The organism is Sorangium sp. So ce1504 (genome assembly GCF_051521635.1).
Lineage (GTDB): Bacteria > Myxococcota_A > Polyangia > Polyangiales > Polyangiaceae > Sorangium > Sorangium cellulosum_B.
On record NZ_CP150365.1, the window covers coordinates 3,401,906 to 3,421,008 of the forward strand.

A 19,103-nucleotide genomic window follows, 5' to 3' on the forward strand; every position below is an offset into this window, starting at 1 on the left:
TTCGATCACGTTCAAGCCACGCGAACCCGTGTCGCGCGACCGGTGTCGTGCGGCGCAACCGATGTCGTGTCGCGGCCTGGACGCGTACATCGGCGGCGGACCGGGGGGCATGAGGGGGCGCTGCTGCTTCGGTGCGGCGGGCGGCGTCCGTGGCCCGTACCCTCGGCGCCAGCCATCAACAAGTACAGCAGCGCTGCGCCTCGCGACGCTGCCGCGTGCGCCTTCAGGTGCACGTACGCGAGGAGGGCGGGGGGTTCGCCGTTCAAAGGCATCCGCATTCGCGATACGCTGAGGGAATGTCGTCGCCTCTCTCCTCAGGTCGTTGTCCCATGGACGCATCGACCGGTCCGGGAAACGGTGGCGGCACGAAGATCACCGGCGTGCTGCAGCCGCCCTCTCTGGGGCGACCGCCCGATTCCTCGGTAAGAGACGCCGTGCGCGACGCCACCACGCTGGGCGGGCAGCCCGCGCCGCTCGGTCTTCCTCCTCCGAGCGGCGCAGGGCGGGACGAGGCGCGCTCCGCGCTCCTTCCGGGCCGCGTCGTGGCCGGGCGGTACCGGCTCGTGCATCCGCTCGGCCAGGGCGCGATGGGCGAGGTGTGGTGCGCGCACGACAGCGTCCGGCGCTTCGAGGTCGCGCTCAAGTTCCTCGTGCTCCCGCGCCAGAACCTGGCCATCGACGCGATGGAGCGCTTCCGCTTCGAGGCGCAGGTCGCGGCCCAGCTCGGGCGGAAGACCGATTTCATCGTCACGGTGCACGACGCCGGTGAGGATCCCGAGGCGGGCCCGTACCTCGTCATGGAGTGCGTGCGCGGCCGGTCCCTCCGGCAGCTGATCCACGAGCGAGGGCCGGTGCCCGCGGCCGAGCTGGCCGCGCTCCTCCGTCAGATCGGAGAGGCCCTCTCGGTGGCGCACGGCCTCGGGATCGTGCACCGCGACATCAAGCCGTCGAACATCCTGCTCCGCGAGGGGCGCGACGGGCGCCTGCGCGCCAAGGTCGCCGACTTCGGGATCGCCAAGTGGATCCGCCAGGATCTGGCGGCCGATTTCCCCCGCCAGACCGCGGAGGGCGTGGTGCTGGGCACGCCGGGATACCTGAGCCCGGAGCACACGTGCGACGGGCACGCGGACCCGCAGCTCGACATGTGGGCCCTCGCGGTGGTCGCGCACGTTGCGCTCACCGGCCGGCAGCCGTTCGCCGGCCGCACCATCGCCGATGTGCTCTCCTCCATCCTCGCGAGCGCGCGCCCCCCGCTGTCGACGCTGTGCCCCGGCGCGCCGCCGGCGCTGGAGACGTGGTTCGCGCGCGCCTTCGCGCTGGATCCGGCGGAGCGATTCCCCTCCATCGGGCCGATGATCTCCGCCTTCGTGGCCGCGGTCGGCCCGTCGGCTGCGCCGATCGCGCCGGCGCCCGCCGCGCCGGTTCGACGGACCAGGCTGCACCTCGCGGCGGCTGGCCTCGTCGTGGCGCTCGGGCTGGGGCTTTTGCTCACCACCGCGCTGCCCTCGCAGCGCCTGGAGGCCGCCGCCGAGCTGCGGGTGATCAGCGGCGAGGTGCTCTCCGCCGCCCGCGGCGCGCTCGTGGCGCAGGCGCCCGCGGCACCCCAGGCGGGCGCGACCGCGACGGCTCCCGCGGCCGGGCCCCCGACGACAGCGCCGTCCCAAGTCCCGCCGCCTCCGGAGCCCGCGCCGCTGGCAGCCGCGGCGCGTACCGTCCCGCCGCCTCCGGCGTCCACGCTGCGGTCAGCCGCGGCGCGCGCCGTCCCGACGTCTCCGGCGCCCGCGCCGCAGCCAGCCGCGGCGCGCACCGTTCGTGCGCCCGGCGCGCCGGCGAGCACCGGCAAAGCGCCCTCGCGGAAGCGAGACGCAGGCAAACAGAAGAGCGCGATCTTCTGAGCGTCGGCCGCGAAGGGCGCGTCGGCGCCCGCTGGTGGAGCCCCGCGGGGACCCGTGATCGCCGGGCCGGCCCGTCATCCAGCGGGCGGGCTGCGAGGGGTCGACCGCGGCCGAGCGAAGATGCGGACCGAGGCTCATCAAGGGCGATCTCGCGGAGGAGGTGCGCAAGCTGAAGGCGGAGCCCGGGCCGAACATGGTCGTCATGGGGAGCGGCAGCATCGTCGCCCAGCTGACCGACGCGCGTCTTGTCGACGAGTACCAGCTCGTGGTGAACGGGATCGTCCTCGGCAGCGGAAGGACGCTGTTCGAGGGGGTCAAGGAGCGGGCGAACCTCCGGCTGAAGAAGACGCGCAGCTTCAGCAACGGGAATGTCGTGCTCTGGTACGATGCGACGGCGTGACAGGGCCTGACGGAGGCGCGCCGCGCCCGCAGGCTGGCTGCGGTCTCCAGGACCCGCGCCGCGGCGAGGGCGTCGTCGCTCGGATCTGTCTGACGGACCGACCTCGGCGCTACCGAGGGTTTCTCGGCACCCGGAACAACGTCACCGTATGCTGGAAGAACGCCGGCGCCGCGACCACTCTCCGGGCCGGATCGAGCCCGAGGTCGTTGATCGCGGTGAGCCCGTCGTCCCTGAAATCACGCACCAGGGTCGAGCTCGTCGACGTGACCCAGTAGACGGCCGGAGGCGCGTTCACCGAGACGAGGTATCCATCCCTGTATCGCTCGATGCCGTCCAGCTTCGCCTCGAGCGTCCCGAACCGCGTGAGCTCCTTGCTCTCGAGATCGAGCATCCAGACCTTGCCCAGCGAGGAGGGAGCCCTGAACGTGCCGAGCGTGACGATGGCCAGCTTGTCGCCGTCCACGAGCAGGCCGTTGGGAACGTTGAGGAGCGGGGACCAGAAGAAGGGGGCGCATTGTTCGTCCTTGCAGCGCCACACGGTGCGGGTGAAGCTGTCGCTGATATAGACGGTGCCATCGTCGGCGAGCGCGAGATCGTTGAGGAAGATCGCGCCGAGCGCCGGGATCCTGCGCACGTCCTTGGTGGCGAGATCGATGATCAAGAGCTCATCCATGTCGGAGGTGTAAAGCTTGCCCTGCGCGACGCGGATGCCCTTGGGCGCGTTCATCCCCGAGAGCCACTTCGCCTCGACGATGTTGCCGCACCGGTCGAGCTTGCTGATCCAGCCGCGACCGTCCTTGAACCTGGGCCTCTCGAGCATCTCGTCAGGTACGCCGGCCATGTTGGCGACGTACCACGCCTCCGTTCCCTCGTCCCAATAGGCGCTCTCCGGCGTCTCGAAGCCGGCATCCAGGCCGCCCACCGTTCGCGGGAAGCGCAGGCAACCGTCGTCCGAGGCATCGCCGTGCGAGAGCGGGGCAGCGGCGGGCGGATCCTCGGCGCGGACAGGCGGATCGTCGGCGGAGCATGCAGGGAGAGCGAGCAGCGACAGGAGCGCGATCGCGGCGAGCGGAGAACGGTTCGCGGGCATGGGTTGCCTCCTCGCGGCGGCGCATCGTCGCGAGCACTCGCGGCGATCGCGCCATCACGATGCCCGCCAGGGTAGGCGACGCGACATCAACTCACCTGTCAGGATGGACCGCAATCCAGTCTACGGAGGGCCGCTGTGGCGTCAGCCTCCGTCGAGGGTGGAGTCGCCGCCGCTCGTTGCGCCCTGGATATCGCGCGTGGCGGCGGACCGGCGCTCGAAGGCGGCATGTGTTATGTCGGAGCGCTCGTGCTGGACGACGGCGCGGCGTTCGGGGACCACGCGCGCAAAGGCGCCAAAGTCGAGTCGACGCTCACGGCGAGGCGAGGGCCACCTTCGACAGCGTCTGCTCGACGAGCGTCACCCAGTAGCTCGCGCCGATGGGCAGGATCTCGTCGTTGAAGTCGTAACCAGGGTTGTGCAGCATGCGGCTCTCGCCGGCGACGCCGTTGCCGAGCCAGACGTAGGCGCCGGGCCTCTCGCGCAGCATGAACGCGAAGTCCTCGGCGCCCATCGTGGGTTGAATGTCGGTGAGCACCTTGTCGCCGCCGATCACCTGCGTCATCGCCGCGATCGCCATGGCGACCTCCTTCGGTGTGTTGATGATGGGCGGGTAGCGGCGCTCGTACCGCACCGTGACCTTGCAGCCATGAGCGGCGGCGATGCCGTCGCAGATGCGGCGTATGGCGCCCTCGACGAGCGCCTGCACCTCGTGCTTGAGCGCCCGCGCCGAGCCGCGCAGCGTGACCTCATCCGGGAGCACGTTCCACGTGTCGCCGGCGTGGAACTGCGTGACGCTGACCACCGCCGCGTCGACCGGGCTCACGCTGCGGCTCACGATCGCCTGCAGCGCCTGCACGAGCGCGCTCCCCGCGACGATCGCATCGACGCCGTGGTGAGGCATCCCCGCGTGGGCGCCGCGGCCCGTGATCTTGATCTCGAAGATATCGAAGCTCGCCATCATGATCCCGGGCATCACGGCGAACTGGCCGGCGGGAATGCCAGGCCAGTTGTGCATGCCGAAGACGGCCTCCACCGGGAACTTCTCGAACAGGCCGTCTTCGACCATCACGCGGCCGCCCCCCTCGTTCTCCTCGGCGGGCTGGAAGATGAAGTGGACGGTGCCGTCAAAGGCCCTCGTCTCGGCGAGGTGCCTGGCGGCGCCGAGGAGCATCGTCGTGTGTCCGTCGTGGCCGCAGGCGTGCATCCTCCCTTCGTTCCGCGAGCGATGGGCGAACGTGTTCGCCTCGTGGACATGCAGCGCGTCCATGTCCGCCCGGAGCCCGATGGCGCGGCGGCCCGACCCGGCCCTCAGCGTGCCCACGACGCCGGTCTTCGCGAGGCCGCGGTGGACCTCCACGCCGAAGGACGAGAGCTTCTCCGCCACGAAGTCCGAGGTGCGGGCCTCCTCGAACGCGGTCTCGGGGTGGGCGTGGAGGTCACGGCGCCACGCGGTCATTTCAGCGTGGAGGGCGTCGATTCGAGGGATGGTGGGCATGGCGAAGGTCCTAGAGCCCCTTGGCGTCGAAGGTGACGAGCCGGAGCTCGCATGTATACCGCTCGCCGTCCGCGTCCGTCAGCCAGAGCTCATCGATGCACGGCAGCATCTCGGCGACGCTCACCTTCGCCGACGCGTCCAGCTCGCTGGCGCGCCGGAGGATCTTGGCGATGGTGTCCACGAAGATCGGGCTGTCGAGGTCCGCGTAGTACGGCTTGGCCTCGAAGGGCGACTTGAGGAAGATGAACCGCGGCAGCCCGTGCGCGCGCTTCCAGCGCCGCGCCGCGAGCCAGCGAGCGAGCGGCTCCTCCTCGCGCGCGAAGGTCACCTGCGACGCGACGAAGCGCCAGCGCTCTCGCGCGACCACGAGATCGCCGATCTTGAGCCGCGGCGTGTGGTCCTCGGCCGGCAGGACGTCCAGGGCGTTGGTGACCATCGACGAGAGCATCATGCCCATGAAATCGAGGAGGCCGCCGCGGTAGCCGCCGCCCCGCGCGTGGACCTCGAGCGCCCCGTCCTGGTCCACCACGACGAGGTCCGCCACGCGCAGCGTCCGCGCCCGAGGCGCGGGAGAAGGCTCCCGCGAGAACGCATAACGGAAGTCCCCGGAGCCCAGGGCGATCTCGTTGATGCGCTGGCACCATTGCGCCTTTGGCAGCACGGGGATGACGCTCGGGGCCGGGTTGTCGAGCTCCCAGAGATCGATGAGCTCGCGCATCGACGGGTGCTGGAAAGCGAAGCAGGACGCCGTCAGCGTGTGCGTCAGGTGCATCTCGCCCATGACCAGCTCGCACTCCCCCCGGCGTAGGGCCTCCACGTCCTTGGCCGCGATCATCAGATCCGGGCACATATAACGAGCCCTCGACCAGCCCGGGCGCGGCACGTCGAACGCGCGCTGCACGTCCGGCAGCAGCGCGGCCGGATCCCGCTCGACGGAGCGCGCGCCGGCCGGCACCTGGAGGATCTCGGCCCAGCGGCGCTGCAGCTCGTGCTGCACCTGCCCGACCCACTCCGGCATGCCGCGCATGTCTCGCATCCACGGCTCGATCTCCGCGAGCGCCTTGTGGAACACCGTGAGCTCGACCGGGCCGCCGCCCTGCTGCGCCGAGAGCCGCTCGAACAGGTCCCGCAGCACCCCGAGGTAACGGCGCCCGACCTCGTAGGTCACCCAGCGGCCGCTGAGCAGCAGGAGCGACAGCGGCCGAGCGAGCTTCTGGAGCAGCGGAGCGCCGATCTCCAGGTCCAGGTCGCGCCTGCAATCCTCGTAGACGAGCGTGCGCGCCGCGTACATTTCTCCATCGGAGCGCGTCGTGGCCGCGCCGGTCAGGCGGTGGAACGTGTCCTCCAGGCGCGTCATGGCGGCGTCGAGCGCCCGGGAGTCGCCGGCCGCGGCGGCGACCTCGTCGCGCGCCCGCTCGATCTCGTCGAGGGGCATGAGCGCGCGCTCGCGGAGCGCCTGATCCTCGATCCCCGCGAGCGCGCGCCGCAGCGCCTCTTCCGGCGACAGCTGGAGCGCGACCTCGAAGTCCCAGGCGATGACGCTCATCGCGCACGCCCTGTCCAGGATCTCGAACACCTCCGCTTCACCGCTGAGCCCGAGCGACGGATCGCTGGCGAGCCGCCGCGCGAGCGCCCTCGCGGTCGTCGCGCCGTCGCAGCCCTCCAGGACTGCAGCCTGCGCCGGCGTGAGCGGCATGGCCCCGACGGACGGCACCTGCAGAGCGCCCCCATCGACGCGGATGTAGGGGAGCAGCCGGGGCGCCGCGAACGGCCTGAGCTCCGGGTCCGAGCTCAACAGCGACGCGATCGCGTCGATGGCCCAGCTCTCGAAGTAGACCTTCCGCGCGGCGAGCAGGCCTGGCCCGGGCCGGGTGGCGATCGCCTCGGGGCCGAGGCCGATCCGGCACCAGCCGATGGGCCCGAAGAAGCCGATGGAGTCGTTCTTGACGCAGTAGCGTTGCAGGTAGGAGGCGACGAGCGCCTCTCTCTGCCGCGTCTTCTTGTCCCGGTGGCCGGGCGGCTTGCGCAGGAGGCCGTCGAGCCCCGTGTGCAGGGCGCGCCGGTTCTGCCAGACCACCGCCTCGCGGAACCGGTCATCCTGCACCGCCGCGCGCAGCGCCTCGCTGACGCGCGCGGTCTCCACCTCGAACGAGCGCTGCAGATCCGCGTGGATCACGCTCTTCGCCGGGGCGGCCCCTTCGGCGTCGAGCGCCCTGTCGAGCAGGGCGGCGGTCAAGGGGGCCGCGAGCGAGAGGATGGTTTGCGCCGCGAACCCCGCGCCGCGAACACACGCGAAAGGCCACAACCCGAACGGTCCCCCGCCCAGCGGCACCAGGTGGCTCGACGCGCCGCCTTCAACGTCTTGCTCGGACGGGCGGCGCGCCTGGCCCTCAATGTCTAAAGCAGGCGCTTCGGCGGCGAGTTTCATCGTGACAGACATGATTTCTCATCCGTGGCATGGAGCCTGGTGCGAGCGGCGCCGCGCGTGTCTCACGCGTCGCCCGCAGCTTCCGTGGATCCCGTCTCCGGGGTGCTCGGCGGGGCGACGACCTTGGTCATCTCGGCATGACTTATCTGCGAGAACAGGGACAGGTAGGGCATGAGGAGCGCTCGTGACCACGAGGAGGGGAACCACATGTAGCTGTACAGGGGGTGACCCACCGCGCCGCGGCGTCGCTTCGTCTTCCACGTGCCGCCGCTGAGCCATATCCGCTTGGCGCCGAGCGCCACGGCGCGCTTGATCGGCTCGTAGAAGACGAGGCTGAAATACAGCAGCGAGTCGTCCAGCCCCTGATCCTCGGTGCGGCCCACGCGGTAGACCCAGAGGTCGTCCCCCTTGTGGAGGATCGAGGCGAAGCCGACGACGGTGGAGCCGTTGCGTGCCACGATCGCCTCCGCCCTCGGGCCGAGGTGGCGCTCGAGCCGAGCCCAGAACGATTCCGGGTGACGGAAGTGCTCCTCTCCGTATTTCGAGTACGTCGTCTCGTAGAGGCGCTCGAGATCGCCGCCCAGGGAGCCAAAATTCGGCGTCACGGTGAATTGGACACCGGCCTCGCCGACCTTCCTCATGTCGCGCCGGAAGGACTTTCGCTCCTTGCTCTGGAAGCGCGCGAGGTAGTCGTCGAAGGCCTTGAACTCGGTGTCCAGCCGGTTGTCATAGACGAGGAAGACCTCCTCGAACCCGCTCCCACGAAGCGATCTCCTGAGCTCGGCGCGCTCGGCGTCGACGCCATAGAAGCAGAGCGGCAGCCGCTCTCTGCGCGCCTCCTCCTTGAGCGCGTCGAGCACCGCGCTGTGCACCTCCTGCACCGCCGCCGGATCGACAGGCGCCACGGCGATGCCCCCACGGTAGCTGAGCGGGCTCGCGGCGAGCACCCACCCGTCGATCCCCGAGCGGGCCGCCCGCGCGAACGCCCGGTAGGCGTTGACCGCCCGGACGACCCACTGGCTCCAGCGCGCGCTCTCGGGGTTCATCCTGACGAGCTCGTCCTGCCAGGAGACGAAGAAGAACTTCTCCAGCGAATAATGATAGTAGATCGAGCGACTGCGCGTGACGAGGAACGGGCAAACGGCGATGAGGCGGGTCCCCTCGCGCACCAGCACATAACGCAGGGACAGCTCCCCCCGGACGAGCGGCGCCAGATCCAGCGCGTCGAGCATCCGCAGCCAACGGCGATCGAGGAACACGTCGGCGTCCGCCGTGACGTTGTCGAGCTCCGCGTCGTCCACGGAGTCGAGGGATGTGCAGATGGTCGTCGTCAATCTCACCGATGGCGTTCCTTTCGTTGCACCCGAGCGCCGCGAAGAGGCGCGCCGGCCCCGCGCGGGGCCGGCATGGGGCCGGTCCATGCCCGGCGCCGGCCCGCTCAGGGCGCCTCGCGCCGGGCCCGCTCGATGAGCGCGCGGAGCTTCCGGGCGACAGGCTCGACGCCGGGCGCCTGCAGGATCGAATAGTGGTCGCCCCGCACGCGCTCGACCTCGACGCCCGAGGGCGCCAGCCGCCGCCAGGTTTTCACCGCATCAGGCGACGAAGCCCGCCCGTCGATGGCCTGGAAGACCGTGATAGTCCCGCCGTACGGTCCGGGCTCATAACCATAGAGCGCCTTCATGTTGCTCATGAAGACACGGCGCAGCGCCGGCAGCGCCTCCTCGGGGGGCGGGCTGCCGCCGGCGATCCGGGCCAGATCGTGGTCGAACAGGGCGTGAAGGAGGTGATCCGTGTCCGCAGGCGGCGCCCCGGGCCGGACGCCCTCGACCTGCGCGTCGATGAGCGCGAGCACCTCCACGCGCTGCTCGCTGCGCTCGAGCTGCCGCGCCATCTCGAACGCGACGACGCCTCCCATCGACCAGCCGCCGAGCAGGTAAGGCCCCGACGGCTGCACCGACCGCACCGCGCTCACGTAGAGCGCCGCCATCTCCTCCACGCTGGCCGGCGCCGCCTGGGCCCCGTCCAGCCCCGGGGACTGCAGCCCGTAGAACGGCTGCTCCGCGCCGAGCTGCCGCGCGAGCTCGCGGTAGCACAGGACGTTACCCCCCACGGGGTGGACGCAGAAGAACGGCCGCCGCTCGGCGCCGGGCGTGATCGTCACGAGCGGCGAGCTCGGATCGAGGCGCCGCTCATCGCGGAGGAGCGCGGCGAGGCGCTCCACCGTCCCCCCCTGGAACAGCGCCGCGAGCGGCAGCCGCTGGCCGATGCGCGCCTGGATCTCCGCCATGAGCCGCACGGCCAGGAGCGAGTGGCCGCCGAGATCGAAGAAGTCGTCCCGGACGCCCACGCGCTCCGCGCCCAGCACCGCGGCCCAGATCGCCGCGAGATCTCGCTCCAGCGCGTCCCTCGGCGCGACGAAGCTCTCCGCCGCGCCGCTCCGATCGGGCGGCGGGAGCGCCTTGCGATCGACCTTGCCGTTCGCGTTGAGCGGCAGCGCGTCGAGCAGCATGACGAACGCGGGCACCATGTACTCGGGCAGGAGCTCCCTTGCGTGCTCCTTCAGCAGGGCGGCGGAGCTCGGCGAGCCCGCGGCCGGCACCACGTACGCCACGAGCTGCTTGTCCCCTGGCCGGTCCTCCCTGGCCACGACGACCGCCTCGGCCACGCCGGGATGCCGCTTGAGCGCCGACTCGATCTCGGCAAGCTCGATCCTGAAACCCCTCACCTTGACCTGGTGGTCCAGCCGGCCGAGGAACTGGAGCTCACCGCTCGGCAGGTACCGCGCGAGGTCGCCGGTCTTGTACATGCGGGCCCCGGGCAGGGGGGAGAACGGATCGGGAAGGAACACGTCGGCCGTACGCCGGGGATCCCGCAGGTAGCCGCGCCCCACGCCGACACCACCAACGAACAGCTCGCCCGGAACCCCGATCGGCGCGGGCTGACCCCGCCGATCGAGGAGGTAGAGGCGCATGTTCGCGACCGAGCGCCCGATGGGGACGTGCGCCGCGGTGGGCACCTCCCGCACGCGGTGATGCGTCACGTCGTCGGAGCACTCGGTGGGACCGTACGCGTTGAGGAGCGGGACCCCTGAATAGGCGTCGATCCACTGCGCGCACAGCTCCGGCGGCAGCGCCTCTCCGGTGGCCACCATCCACCGGAGCCCCGCCAGCTGCGGCGCGCGATCCATCGACCGCGCCTCCGCCAGCACCGCGCGAAGCATGGAAGGGACCAGCTCCACGATCGAGATGCCATGCTCCTCGATCGCGGCGAGCAGCCGGGCGGGATCCCGGACGACCTCCTCTCCCAGGATGTGAACGCGACCACCGAGGAGGAGCGCGACGAGGAACTGCCAGACCGAGATGTCGAAGCACTGAGAGGCGGTCTCCGCGACGCAGTCCTCCGCGGTGAGCTCGAGATCTTGCACCTTCGCGAAGAGGTGGTTGAGCATGCCGCGGTGCTCGACCATCGCCCCCTTGGGAGCTCCCGTCGAGCCCGACGTGTAGATGACATAGGCGAGGTTCGACGGGCGAGCGTGGGGCAGGGGAGCTCGCGCTATCTCGGCGCCCGGCGTGAGCGACTCCTCGAGGTGAATGATCTGCGGCGCGGCCGCCATCCCCGAAAGGGCGCGCCGCAGCGCGGCCTCGAGCGGCCCTGAGACGAGCACGCGCCGCGCGCCGCTGCTCTCCAGCACCTGAGCGATCCTGTGAGGCGGGTGGAACGGATCGAGCGGCAGGTAGGCGCTCCCGGCCTTCCACACGCCGAGCATCCCGCCGAGGAAGTCGAGGCCGCGCTCCGCGAGCAGCGCGATCACCTCGTCCGGCCCCGCGCCGTGACGCACGAGCGCGCGGGCGAGGGCGTCCGCGCGCTCGTCGAGGGCCCGGTAGCTCAAGGAGGCGCCGCCCTCGCCCACCGCGGCGATCGCGCCCGGCGTCCGCTCCACCTGGGCCTCGAAGAGCGTCGTGAAGCACTCCTCCTCGGGGAACGGCATCTCGGTGCGGGTCCAGTCGTCGAGGAGGGTCCGCCGCTCGTCGGCGGGCAAGAGCGGCAGCGACGAGATCGGGCGGGTCGGGTCGCGCACGATCCCCTCGAGCAGCTGCTCGAGGTGCGCCGCCATCCGGGCGATCGTGGGCGGATCGAAGAGATCGGCGTTGTACTCGATGTGCCCCCCGAGCTGCTGCTCCGCCTCCGTCAGCGCCAGGGTCAGGTCGAACATCGCTGTTCCGGTGAAGACCTCCTCGGTCTCCAGCGCCTCGGCCCGCGAGGCGCCGGTGGGATCCTGCAGGATGAACATGACCTGGAAGAGGGGGGCGTGGGCGCGGCTCCGCGCCGGGTTCAGCTCCTCCACCAGCTTGTCGAACGGCAGATCTTGATGCGCGTACGCCTCCAGCGCTGTCCGGTGCACCCGCTTGAGCAGATCGAGGAAGCTCGGATCGCCGGAGAGGTCCACGCGCAGCGCGACGGTGTTGAGGAAGAAGCCGATGAGCCCGTCGAGCTCCTGCCTGCTCCGACCGGCCACGGGGGAGCCCACGACGATGTCCTGCTGCCCCGAATAGCGGTGGAGCAGGACCTGGAAGGCCGCAAGGAGCGTCATGAACAGCGTCACCGCCTCGCGCCGGCTGAGCGCCTTGAGCGCCTCGGTCGTCGCGGCGGAGACGCGGATCGCGTGCCGCCCGCCGCGGTAGCTCAGCACCGGCGGCCGCGGGCGGTCGGACGGCAGCTCGAGCACGGCGGGGACGCCGGCGAGCGCCTTTTTCCAGTAGGAGAGCTGCGCCGCGAGCGACTCCTCGCTCAGCCACTGCCGCTGGCTCACGGCGAAGTCGGCGTACTGGATCGGCAGCTCGGGCAGGGGAGAGGGCCGGCCGCTGGAGAACGCCTGGTAGAGCGCCGTGATCTCGCGGGCGAGCACCCCGAGCGACCAGCCGTCCGTGATGATGTGGTGGAGCGCCACGACCAGCACGTCCTCGGCGTCGCGGAGGCGCAGCAGCTCGACGCGCAGGAGCGGCCCCTCGTCGAGATCGAACGGCTCGAGCGCCAGCCGGAGGTGCCGCTCGCGGGCCGCGTCCATCCGCGCGTCTGGCCGCAAGCCCCGCAGATCGGTGACCGGCACCGGGACCTTCGCCGGCGGGGCGATGCGCTGGACCGGCCGCCCGTCGACGCTCGGGAAGCTCGTGCGCAGGATCTCGTGCCTCCTCGACAGCTCGGTCACGCTCCGCTCGAGGGCGGCCGGGTCGATGGCCGACGAGAAGCGCACGCTCCACGCCACGTTCTGCGCGACGCTCTCGGGGCTCAGCTGGTGCAGGAACCACATGCGCTCCTGCGCGAGCGAGAGGGGGAGCGGCCCCGCTCGCGCGACGCGCCGGAGCGGCAGGAGCTCGGCGGCGCCGGCGCTCTCCTCGATGTGCCGGGCGATCGCCGCCACGGTGGGCGACTGGAAGATGAGCCCGAGCGGCAGATCGACGCCGAAGGCGCTCCTCAGCCGGGCCACCACCTGGGTCGCGAGGAGCGAGTGCCCGCCGAGCGCGAAGAAGTCGTCCTCGACGCCCACCCCGGGTACGCCGAGCGCCTCGGCCCAGATCTGCGCGACGCGGCCCTCGACCTCGGTGCGCGGCGCGACGAAGGTCGAGCTGGCCATCGCGTGCTCCCCCGAGGGCCGCGGGAGCGCCTTGCGATCGATCTTGCCGTTCGCCGTGAGCGGGAGCGAGCTCAGCGCCACGACGACCGACGGGACCATGTAGTCCGGCAGCCGATCGCGCGCGAAGCGCTTGATCTCCGCCTCGTCCACGGACCGCTCCGGCGCGGGAACGACGTAGGCCACGAGCCGCCGGTCCCCAGGGGTGTCCTCGCGGACCGAGACCACCGCGAGCGCGACCGCCTCGTGCTGCGCGAGCATCGCCTCGATCTCGCCGAGCTCGATGCGGAAGCCCCGCAGCTTGACCTGGTGGTCCGTGCGGCCGAGGAACTCGACGGTGCCGTCCGGCAGCCATCGCACCCGGTCCCCCGTCCGGTACATGCGCGCCCCCGCGTCGCCGGAGAAAGGATCCGGCAGGAACCGCTCCGCGGTCAGCGCCGGGCGTGACAGGTAACCTCGCGTGACGCCCTCGCCGCCGATGTACAGCTCCCCCTGCACGCCGACAGGCACCAGCTGGAGGTGGCGATCGCAGACGTAAAGCGCTGTGTTGTCGATGGGCCGCCCGATGGACGCCCACCCCGTCCCGGCCGCCCGCTCGACGAGGTGCGTGGAGGACCAGATCGTCGTCTCCGTGGGGCCGTACATGTTGAGCAGCGCGCCAGGGAACGTCTTGCGGATCTCCTCGACGAGATCGAAAGGCAGCGGCTCACCGCCGAGGAGCAGCGCGCGCAGGCTGGACAGGGCAGCTGGCGCCGAGGGCTCCAGCATCATGCCGCGCAGCAGCGACGGCGTGCACTGGAGGTAATCCACCTGATAACGCTCGATCTGCCGCGGCGCCGAGGTGTCCTCCAGGCTCCGCCGGTCCTCTCGCTCGCTCAGGCGCTTCAGCTCGTCGAGGTACGGCAGGCTCGCGAGCACGGCGTCGGGTTCGACGCCGAAGTCGATGAGGCAGCCGATCTCGTCGACCCCGATCTCCTTGAGCTGGGCGACCCGCTCCAGGCAGTCGCTCGGCGTCCCGAACAGGCCGCTCGTCTCGACGTACCGCTCGAAGGCGTGGGAGACGAGCAGGTCCAGGTCCTCCTCGCGGACAGCGCTGTCCAGATCGATGCCCAGGCTGCGGCCGAGCCCCCTCATCAGATCGGCCGAGCTGCGCAGGTAGCTGCGGAACGGCGCGCTGATCCGGGCGCGCACCAGATCGGCGTCCCGCTCGACGAAGGTGTGGAGCATGAGCGTGACGTGCCCCTCGCCCTCGTGCCCCGCGCGGCGGCGCGCCTCGCGGTAGATCGCGATCCGCTCCGCGAGATCATCGATGCTCTGGCCGAGCAGGTGCGTGAGGATGTTCATCCCGCCCCGGCCCGCGGCCTCGAAGGTCTCCGGGTTGCCCGCCGCCGTCAGCCAGACGGGCAGCTCGCGCTGCACCGGCTGCGGCCGGATCTGGATCTCCGTCGGTGTCCCCGCGCCGTCCGGGAACGTCAGCCGCTCGCCGCGCCAGAGCCTGCGGACGGCGTCGATGCCTTCCAGCATGATCCGCTTCCGGTCCGCGTACCGCTCCGGGGCCAGGACGAAGTCGCGCGCGTGCCAGCCTGACGCGAAGGAGACGCCGACGCGGCCGCGCGAGATGTTGTCGAGGAGCGCCCACTCTTCCGCGATCCTGACCGGGTGGTGCAGCGGGAGGACGACGCTGCCGGCGCGGATCGCGATCCGCTCCGTCATGGCCGCTATCGCCGCGCCGACGACCGATGGATTGGGGTACAGACCGCCGAACGCGTGGAAGTGGCGCTCGGGCGTCCACACGGCCATGAAGCCGTGGCGGTCCGCGAACTTGGCTCCTTCCCAGAGGAGCCGATACCGGTCGCCGCCGCCCTGGTCGGCGTCATCGGCGAAGTAGAAGAGGCTGAAGCCGAGCGGCCGGCGCGCGCCGGGGCGGCCCTTCACCTGCCGCCGCGGCGCCCGGTGCCGCTGCTCGCCCTGGAGGATCACCGTCAGGCCGCGTGTGAGCGTCCACAGGAGCTCCAGCACGGAGATATCGAAGGAGATGCTCGTGACCGCGAGCCAGCGCGCCCCCGGAGCGACGGGAGCGACAGGCCCGAGCGCTCGATCCATCGCGCTGAAGAAGTTCGCGACGCTCCGGTGGGGCACGACGACGCCCTTGGGCTTCCCCGTCGAGCCCGACGTGTAGATGACATACGCGGCGTTGCCCGGGCGCGCGCCGGCCGCGGGCGGCGCGCCCGCCTCCGGCCGGCCCTGGCCCCTGCCGAGCATCACCGCGCGCGCCTTCGAGCCCGCGAGCCGCGTCGTGAGGTGCTCTTCGGTCACGACCACCGGCGCGCCGGCGTCGTCGAGCATGTAGCCGATGCGGTCCGAGGGGTACGAGGGATCGAGCGGCAGGTAAGCGCCGCCCGCCTTCAGGACGCCGAGCAGCCCCACGAGCATGTCGATCGACCGCTCCGCGCAGAGGCCCACGATCACCTCGGGCCCGACGCCGAGCGATCGCAGCTCGCCCGCGAGCGCGCCCGCCCGCGCGTCGAGCTCGCGGTACGTGATCTCTTCGCCCTCGAAGACGCACGCGGTCGCGTCCGGTGTCCGGCGGACCTGGGCGCTGAATTGCTCATGAATGCACGCGTCGGTCCACGCCGCGCGCGTCGCGTTCCAGCCCGACGTGACGAGCCGCAGCTCGTCCTCGTCCATCACGGTGGCCTCGGACAGGCGGCGATCGGGGCTCGACGCCGCCGACAGCAGCAGCGCGCCGAGGCGCGAGGCCATCCGGGCGATCGACGCGCCGTCGAAGAGATCGGCGCTGTACTCGAAGTACCCCTCGAACCCGTCCTCGCCGCTCCTCAGGGAGAGGGTGAGGTCCACCATCGAGGTGCCCGGATCGATCTCGGCCGGGCGCGCCTCGAGCCCCGGCAGCGCCGGGAGATCGACCTCCCGGTCCGGGAGCAAGATCAACATCGCCTGGAACAGCGGCGAGAAGCTCTGGCTGCGCGCCGGCCGCAGGTGCTCGACGACCCGCTCGAAGGGCACGTCCTGGTCCGCGTAGGCCTCGACCGCGACGTCGCGCACCTGCGAGAGCAGCTCCCGGAAGGTCCGGGCGCGGGACAGATCGACCCGCAGGACGACGGTGTTCGTGAACATGCCGAACAGCCCGCTCAGCTCCGGCGGGCGGCCGGCGACGGCGGAGCCGACGCACACGTCCTCCTGGCCCGAGCAGCGCCCCAGCAAGAGCGCGAAGCCGGCGAGCAGCGCCATGTACGGGGTGACGCCCTCCTGCCGGCAGATCGCCTCCAGGGCCTCGCGGAGAGCGCGGGGGAAGCGCACCGGCAACCTCGCGCCCCGGTAGGTCTGCGCCGCGGGTCGAGGGCGGTCCGTCGGCAGCTCGAGCAGCTCTGGCGCGCCGGCCAGCCTCGCGCCCCAGCGCGTGAGCTGATCCGCGGCGACGCCGCCGTCGAGGCGCTCGTGTTTCCAGAGGACGTAGTCACCGTACCCCAGCGGCAGATCCGCGAGCCCGGGCGGAAGCCCTCGCGAGAAGGCCCCGTAAAGCGCCGACAGCTCCCGGGCGAGGACCCCGAAGGACCAGCCGTCCGCCACGAGGTGGTGGGCCACGACGAGGAGCACGTGCCGCCGCGGCTCGATGCGCAGGAGCGTGGCGCGCGCGAGCGGGCCGCGCGCGAGCTGGAACGGGCGCCGCGCCTCCTCGCGCGACCGCCGCTGCGCCTCGACCTCCCGGGCGGACAGGGGCAGGCCCGTCAGGTCCACGATCGCGAGCGGCAGCGCCCCCTCCGCCGCGATCACCTGGACCGGCTTCCCGTTTCGCTCCTCGATGCTCGCGCGCAGCGGCTCGTGGCGGCGCGCGATCGCGTCGAGCGCGCGCTGCAGCGCCGCCACGTCGAGCTCGCCGGAGAGATCCACGGCGACAGGGATGTTGTAGACGGGGTTGTCGGGATCGAGCTGCGCCAGGAACCACAGGCGCTGCTGCACGGGCGCGAGCGGCAGCGGGCCCGGCGCTCTACGGGCCGTCAGCGCGGGCGTCAGCCCTCCCGCCGGCCGCGCCGCCGCCGCGCGCTGCGCGGCCACGTGCCGCGCGAGCGCGTCCGGGCTCGGACCCCGCAGGAGCACGTCGAGCGGCACCGGCGCGCCGAGCTCCTGCTCGAGGCTCGAGGACAGCTCGACAGCGCGCAGCGAATCCAGGCCGTAGCGGGTGATCGGCGCCTCCGGATCGAGCCCGCCCGCGGGCCCGCCGAGCGCCCTCGCGAGGTAACCGCAGAGCCACGAGCGCAGCTCCTCCACGGTCGCCGCGTCGCCCCGGGGCGCCGCGCGCGGCGGCGCCGGCTGGATCGCGGGCGCCGCGGCCGCGTCCGCGTCCAGGCGCGCGCCGCTCCTCACCTCGTCGGCGCGCCAGAGCAGCTCGGTCTGGAGCTCTCCGCCGAGGAACGCCGCGCGGCACGCGTGTCGCTGGATCTTGCCGCTGGAGGTCTTGGGAATGCTGCCCGGCGGGAGGAGCGCCACCGCATGCGGCTGCAGGTCGTGCTCCATGGCCAGCCGCTCCCGGATCGCCCCGATCGCCGCCTCGCAGGCCGAGAGGCGCGCGCGCAGGTCTCGCTCCTTCCGGACGTCGATCTCCAGCGCGAGGGCGAGCCGCTCCTCGCCGTCGACCTCCACCGCGAACGCCGCCGAGCACCCCGACCGGATCGCCGGGTGGCTCTGCTCGACGGTGAGCTCGATGTCCTGCGGGTAGTGGTTGCGGCCGCGGAGGATGATCAGGTCCTTGCGCCGCCCTGTGACGAAGAGCTCTCCGTCCCTCAGGAAGCCCAGGTCGCCCGTGCGGAGGAACTCGCCCGGCTCGCCGGTCGCGAGCCGCGCGCGGAAGGTGCCCTTCGTCTCCTCGGCGCGACCCCAGTAGCCCTGGGCCACGCTGGGACCACGGAGCCAGATCTCGCCCACGTGCCCAGCGGGGCAGGCGGTGAGCGCCTCGGGGTGCACGACGACGAGCTCCTGGTCCGGCAGCGAGCGGCCGCAGCCGACGAGCAGCCGCGCCCCCGCCTCACCGGCGGCCGCTTCCTCGGCGCGCCCCTGCTCCAGCGCCGCCGCGCTCGAGGCGCCCACGAGGGGGCCGCTGCCCGCTTTCCCGCCGGAGACGATGAGCGTCCCCTCCGCGAGCCCGTAGCAGGGATAGAAGGCCGTCTTCCTGAACCCGCACGGCCCGAAGGCCGCCGCGAACCGATCGAGGGTCTCCGGCCGCACCGGCTCCGCGCCGCAGAAGGCGACCTCCCACGAGCGCAGATCGAGCGAGCGCCGCTCCTCGGGCGAGCTCTTGCGAACGCACAGCTCGAAGGCGAAGTTCGGGCCGCCGCTGATGGTGGCTCCTTCCTCCGAGATGGCCTGCAGCCACCGCAAGGGGTGCCGCAGGAACGTCAGCGGGGACATCAGCGCCACGTTGAACCCGTGATACAGCGGCTCGAGGATGCCGCCGATGAGCCCCATATCGTGGTAGGGCGGCAGCCATATCACCCCTGTGCTGCCCCGGTGCGCGCCGAAGCACCGTGAGATGCTCTCCAGGTTGTGCAGCAGGTTGCGGTGGCTCAGCATCACCCCCTTCGGGGTGCCCGTGGATCCCGACGTGTACTGGAGGAAAGCGAGCGACGCCGGGCCGAGCGCCGGCGGCCGAAAGGCGCCCTGGCCCTCCGCCGGCAGCTCGTCGGTCGCGACCCAGCGCGCCGCGCCGAGCTCCGGCGCGCGCTCGAACAGGTGCACGGCCATCGACGTGATCGCGCCCGTGGAGAGCACCAGCCCGGCCCGCGCGTCCTTCAGGATGGCGCTCAGCCGCGGCAGCGTCCGCTCGATGCGCGCCGGATCCGGCGGGTACGCCGGCACGGCGACGAGCCCCGCATAGACGCAGCCGAAGAAGGCGACGATGTACTCGAGCCCAGGCTCGTAGAGCAGGATCGCCCGCTCTCCGGGCTCCGCGACCTGGCGGAGCGCGGAGGCGACCTGGCGGGCGCGGCGGGCGAGGTCGGCGTAGCTCATGCGAGCCACGATCTTCCCGCTGTCGTCGCGGAAGCTGTATCCGCACGTCTCGGCGCTCCGCGCCTCGAGCAGATCGATCAGTGTGGCGTACCGCGGTTGCTGTTCGAGCGTCGTCATCTACAAGCTACCTCTGTTACAGACG

General features: G+C 71.8%; 7 protein-coding genes. 2 read left to right on the forward strand and 5 right to left on the reverse strand.

Features of this window, described 5'->3' with window-relative positions; genetic code table 11:
* Positions 1-434 precede the first annotated feature (434 nt).
* Together WMF39_RS13055 and WMF39_RS13060 are read left to right on the forward strand one after the other, a co-directional pair.
* Positions 435-1,895 (forward strand): serine/threonine-protein kinase, encoded by a 1,461-nt coding sequence (locus tag WMF39_RS13055; protein ID WP_437745850.1) that lies wholly within the window; start codon positions 435-437, stop codon positions 1,893-1,895.
* A gap of 136 nt (positions 1,896-2,031) precedes the next feature.
* A complete protein-coding gene (locus WMF39_RS13060) occupies positions 2,032-2,295 on the forward strand; it encodes a dihydrofolate reductase family protein (RefSeq protein WP_437747973.1) in 264 nt (87 codons plus the stop codon).
* A 109-nt stretch (positions 2,296-2,404) separates the two neighbouring features.
* On the opposite strand, the gene WMF39_RS13065 is transcribed toward WMF39_RS13060, so the two are convergent.
* The 5 genes from WMF39_RS13065 to WMF39_RS13085 form a co-directional block, all read right to left on the reverse strand.
* Positions 2,405-3,385, reverse strand: a complete 981-nt coding sequence (locus WMF39_RS13065) for a hypothetical protein (RefSeq protein WP_437745851.1) — start codon at positions 3,383-3,385, stop codon at positions 2,405-2,407.
* A gap of 310 nt (positions 3,386-3,695) precedes the next feature.
* Positions 3,696-4,880, reverse strand: coding sequence for a M20 aminoacylase family protein (locus tag WMF39_RS13070; protein WP_437745852.1), 1,185 nt, complete (start codon positions 4,878-4,880; stop codon positions 3,696-3,698).
* Positions 4,881-4,890: 10 nt separating this feature from the next.
* Positions 4,891-7,116, reverse strand: coding sequence for a lantibiotic dehydratase (locus WMF39_RS13075; RefSeq protein WP_437745853.1), 2,226 nt, complete (start codon positions 7,114-7,116; stop codon positions 4,891-4,893).
* A gap of 254 nt (positions 7,117-7,370) precedes the next feature.
* Positions 7,371-8,648: a peptidogalycan biosysnthesis protein gene (locus tag WMF39_RS13080; protein WP_437745854.1), complete on the reverse strand. Its 1,278-nt coding sequence runs from the start codon at positions 8,646-8,648 to the stop codon at positions 7,371-7,373.
* Positions 8,649-8,746: 98 nt separating this feature from the next.
* A complete protein-coding gene (locus tag WMF39_RS13085) occupies positions 8,747-19,078 on the reverse strand; it encodes an amino acid adenylation domain-containing protein (protein WP_437745855.1) in 10,332 nt (3,443 codons plus the stop codon).
* Positions 19,079-19,103: the final 25 nt, after the last annotated feature.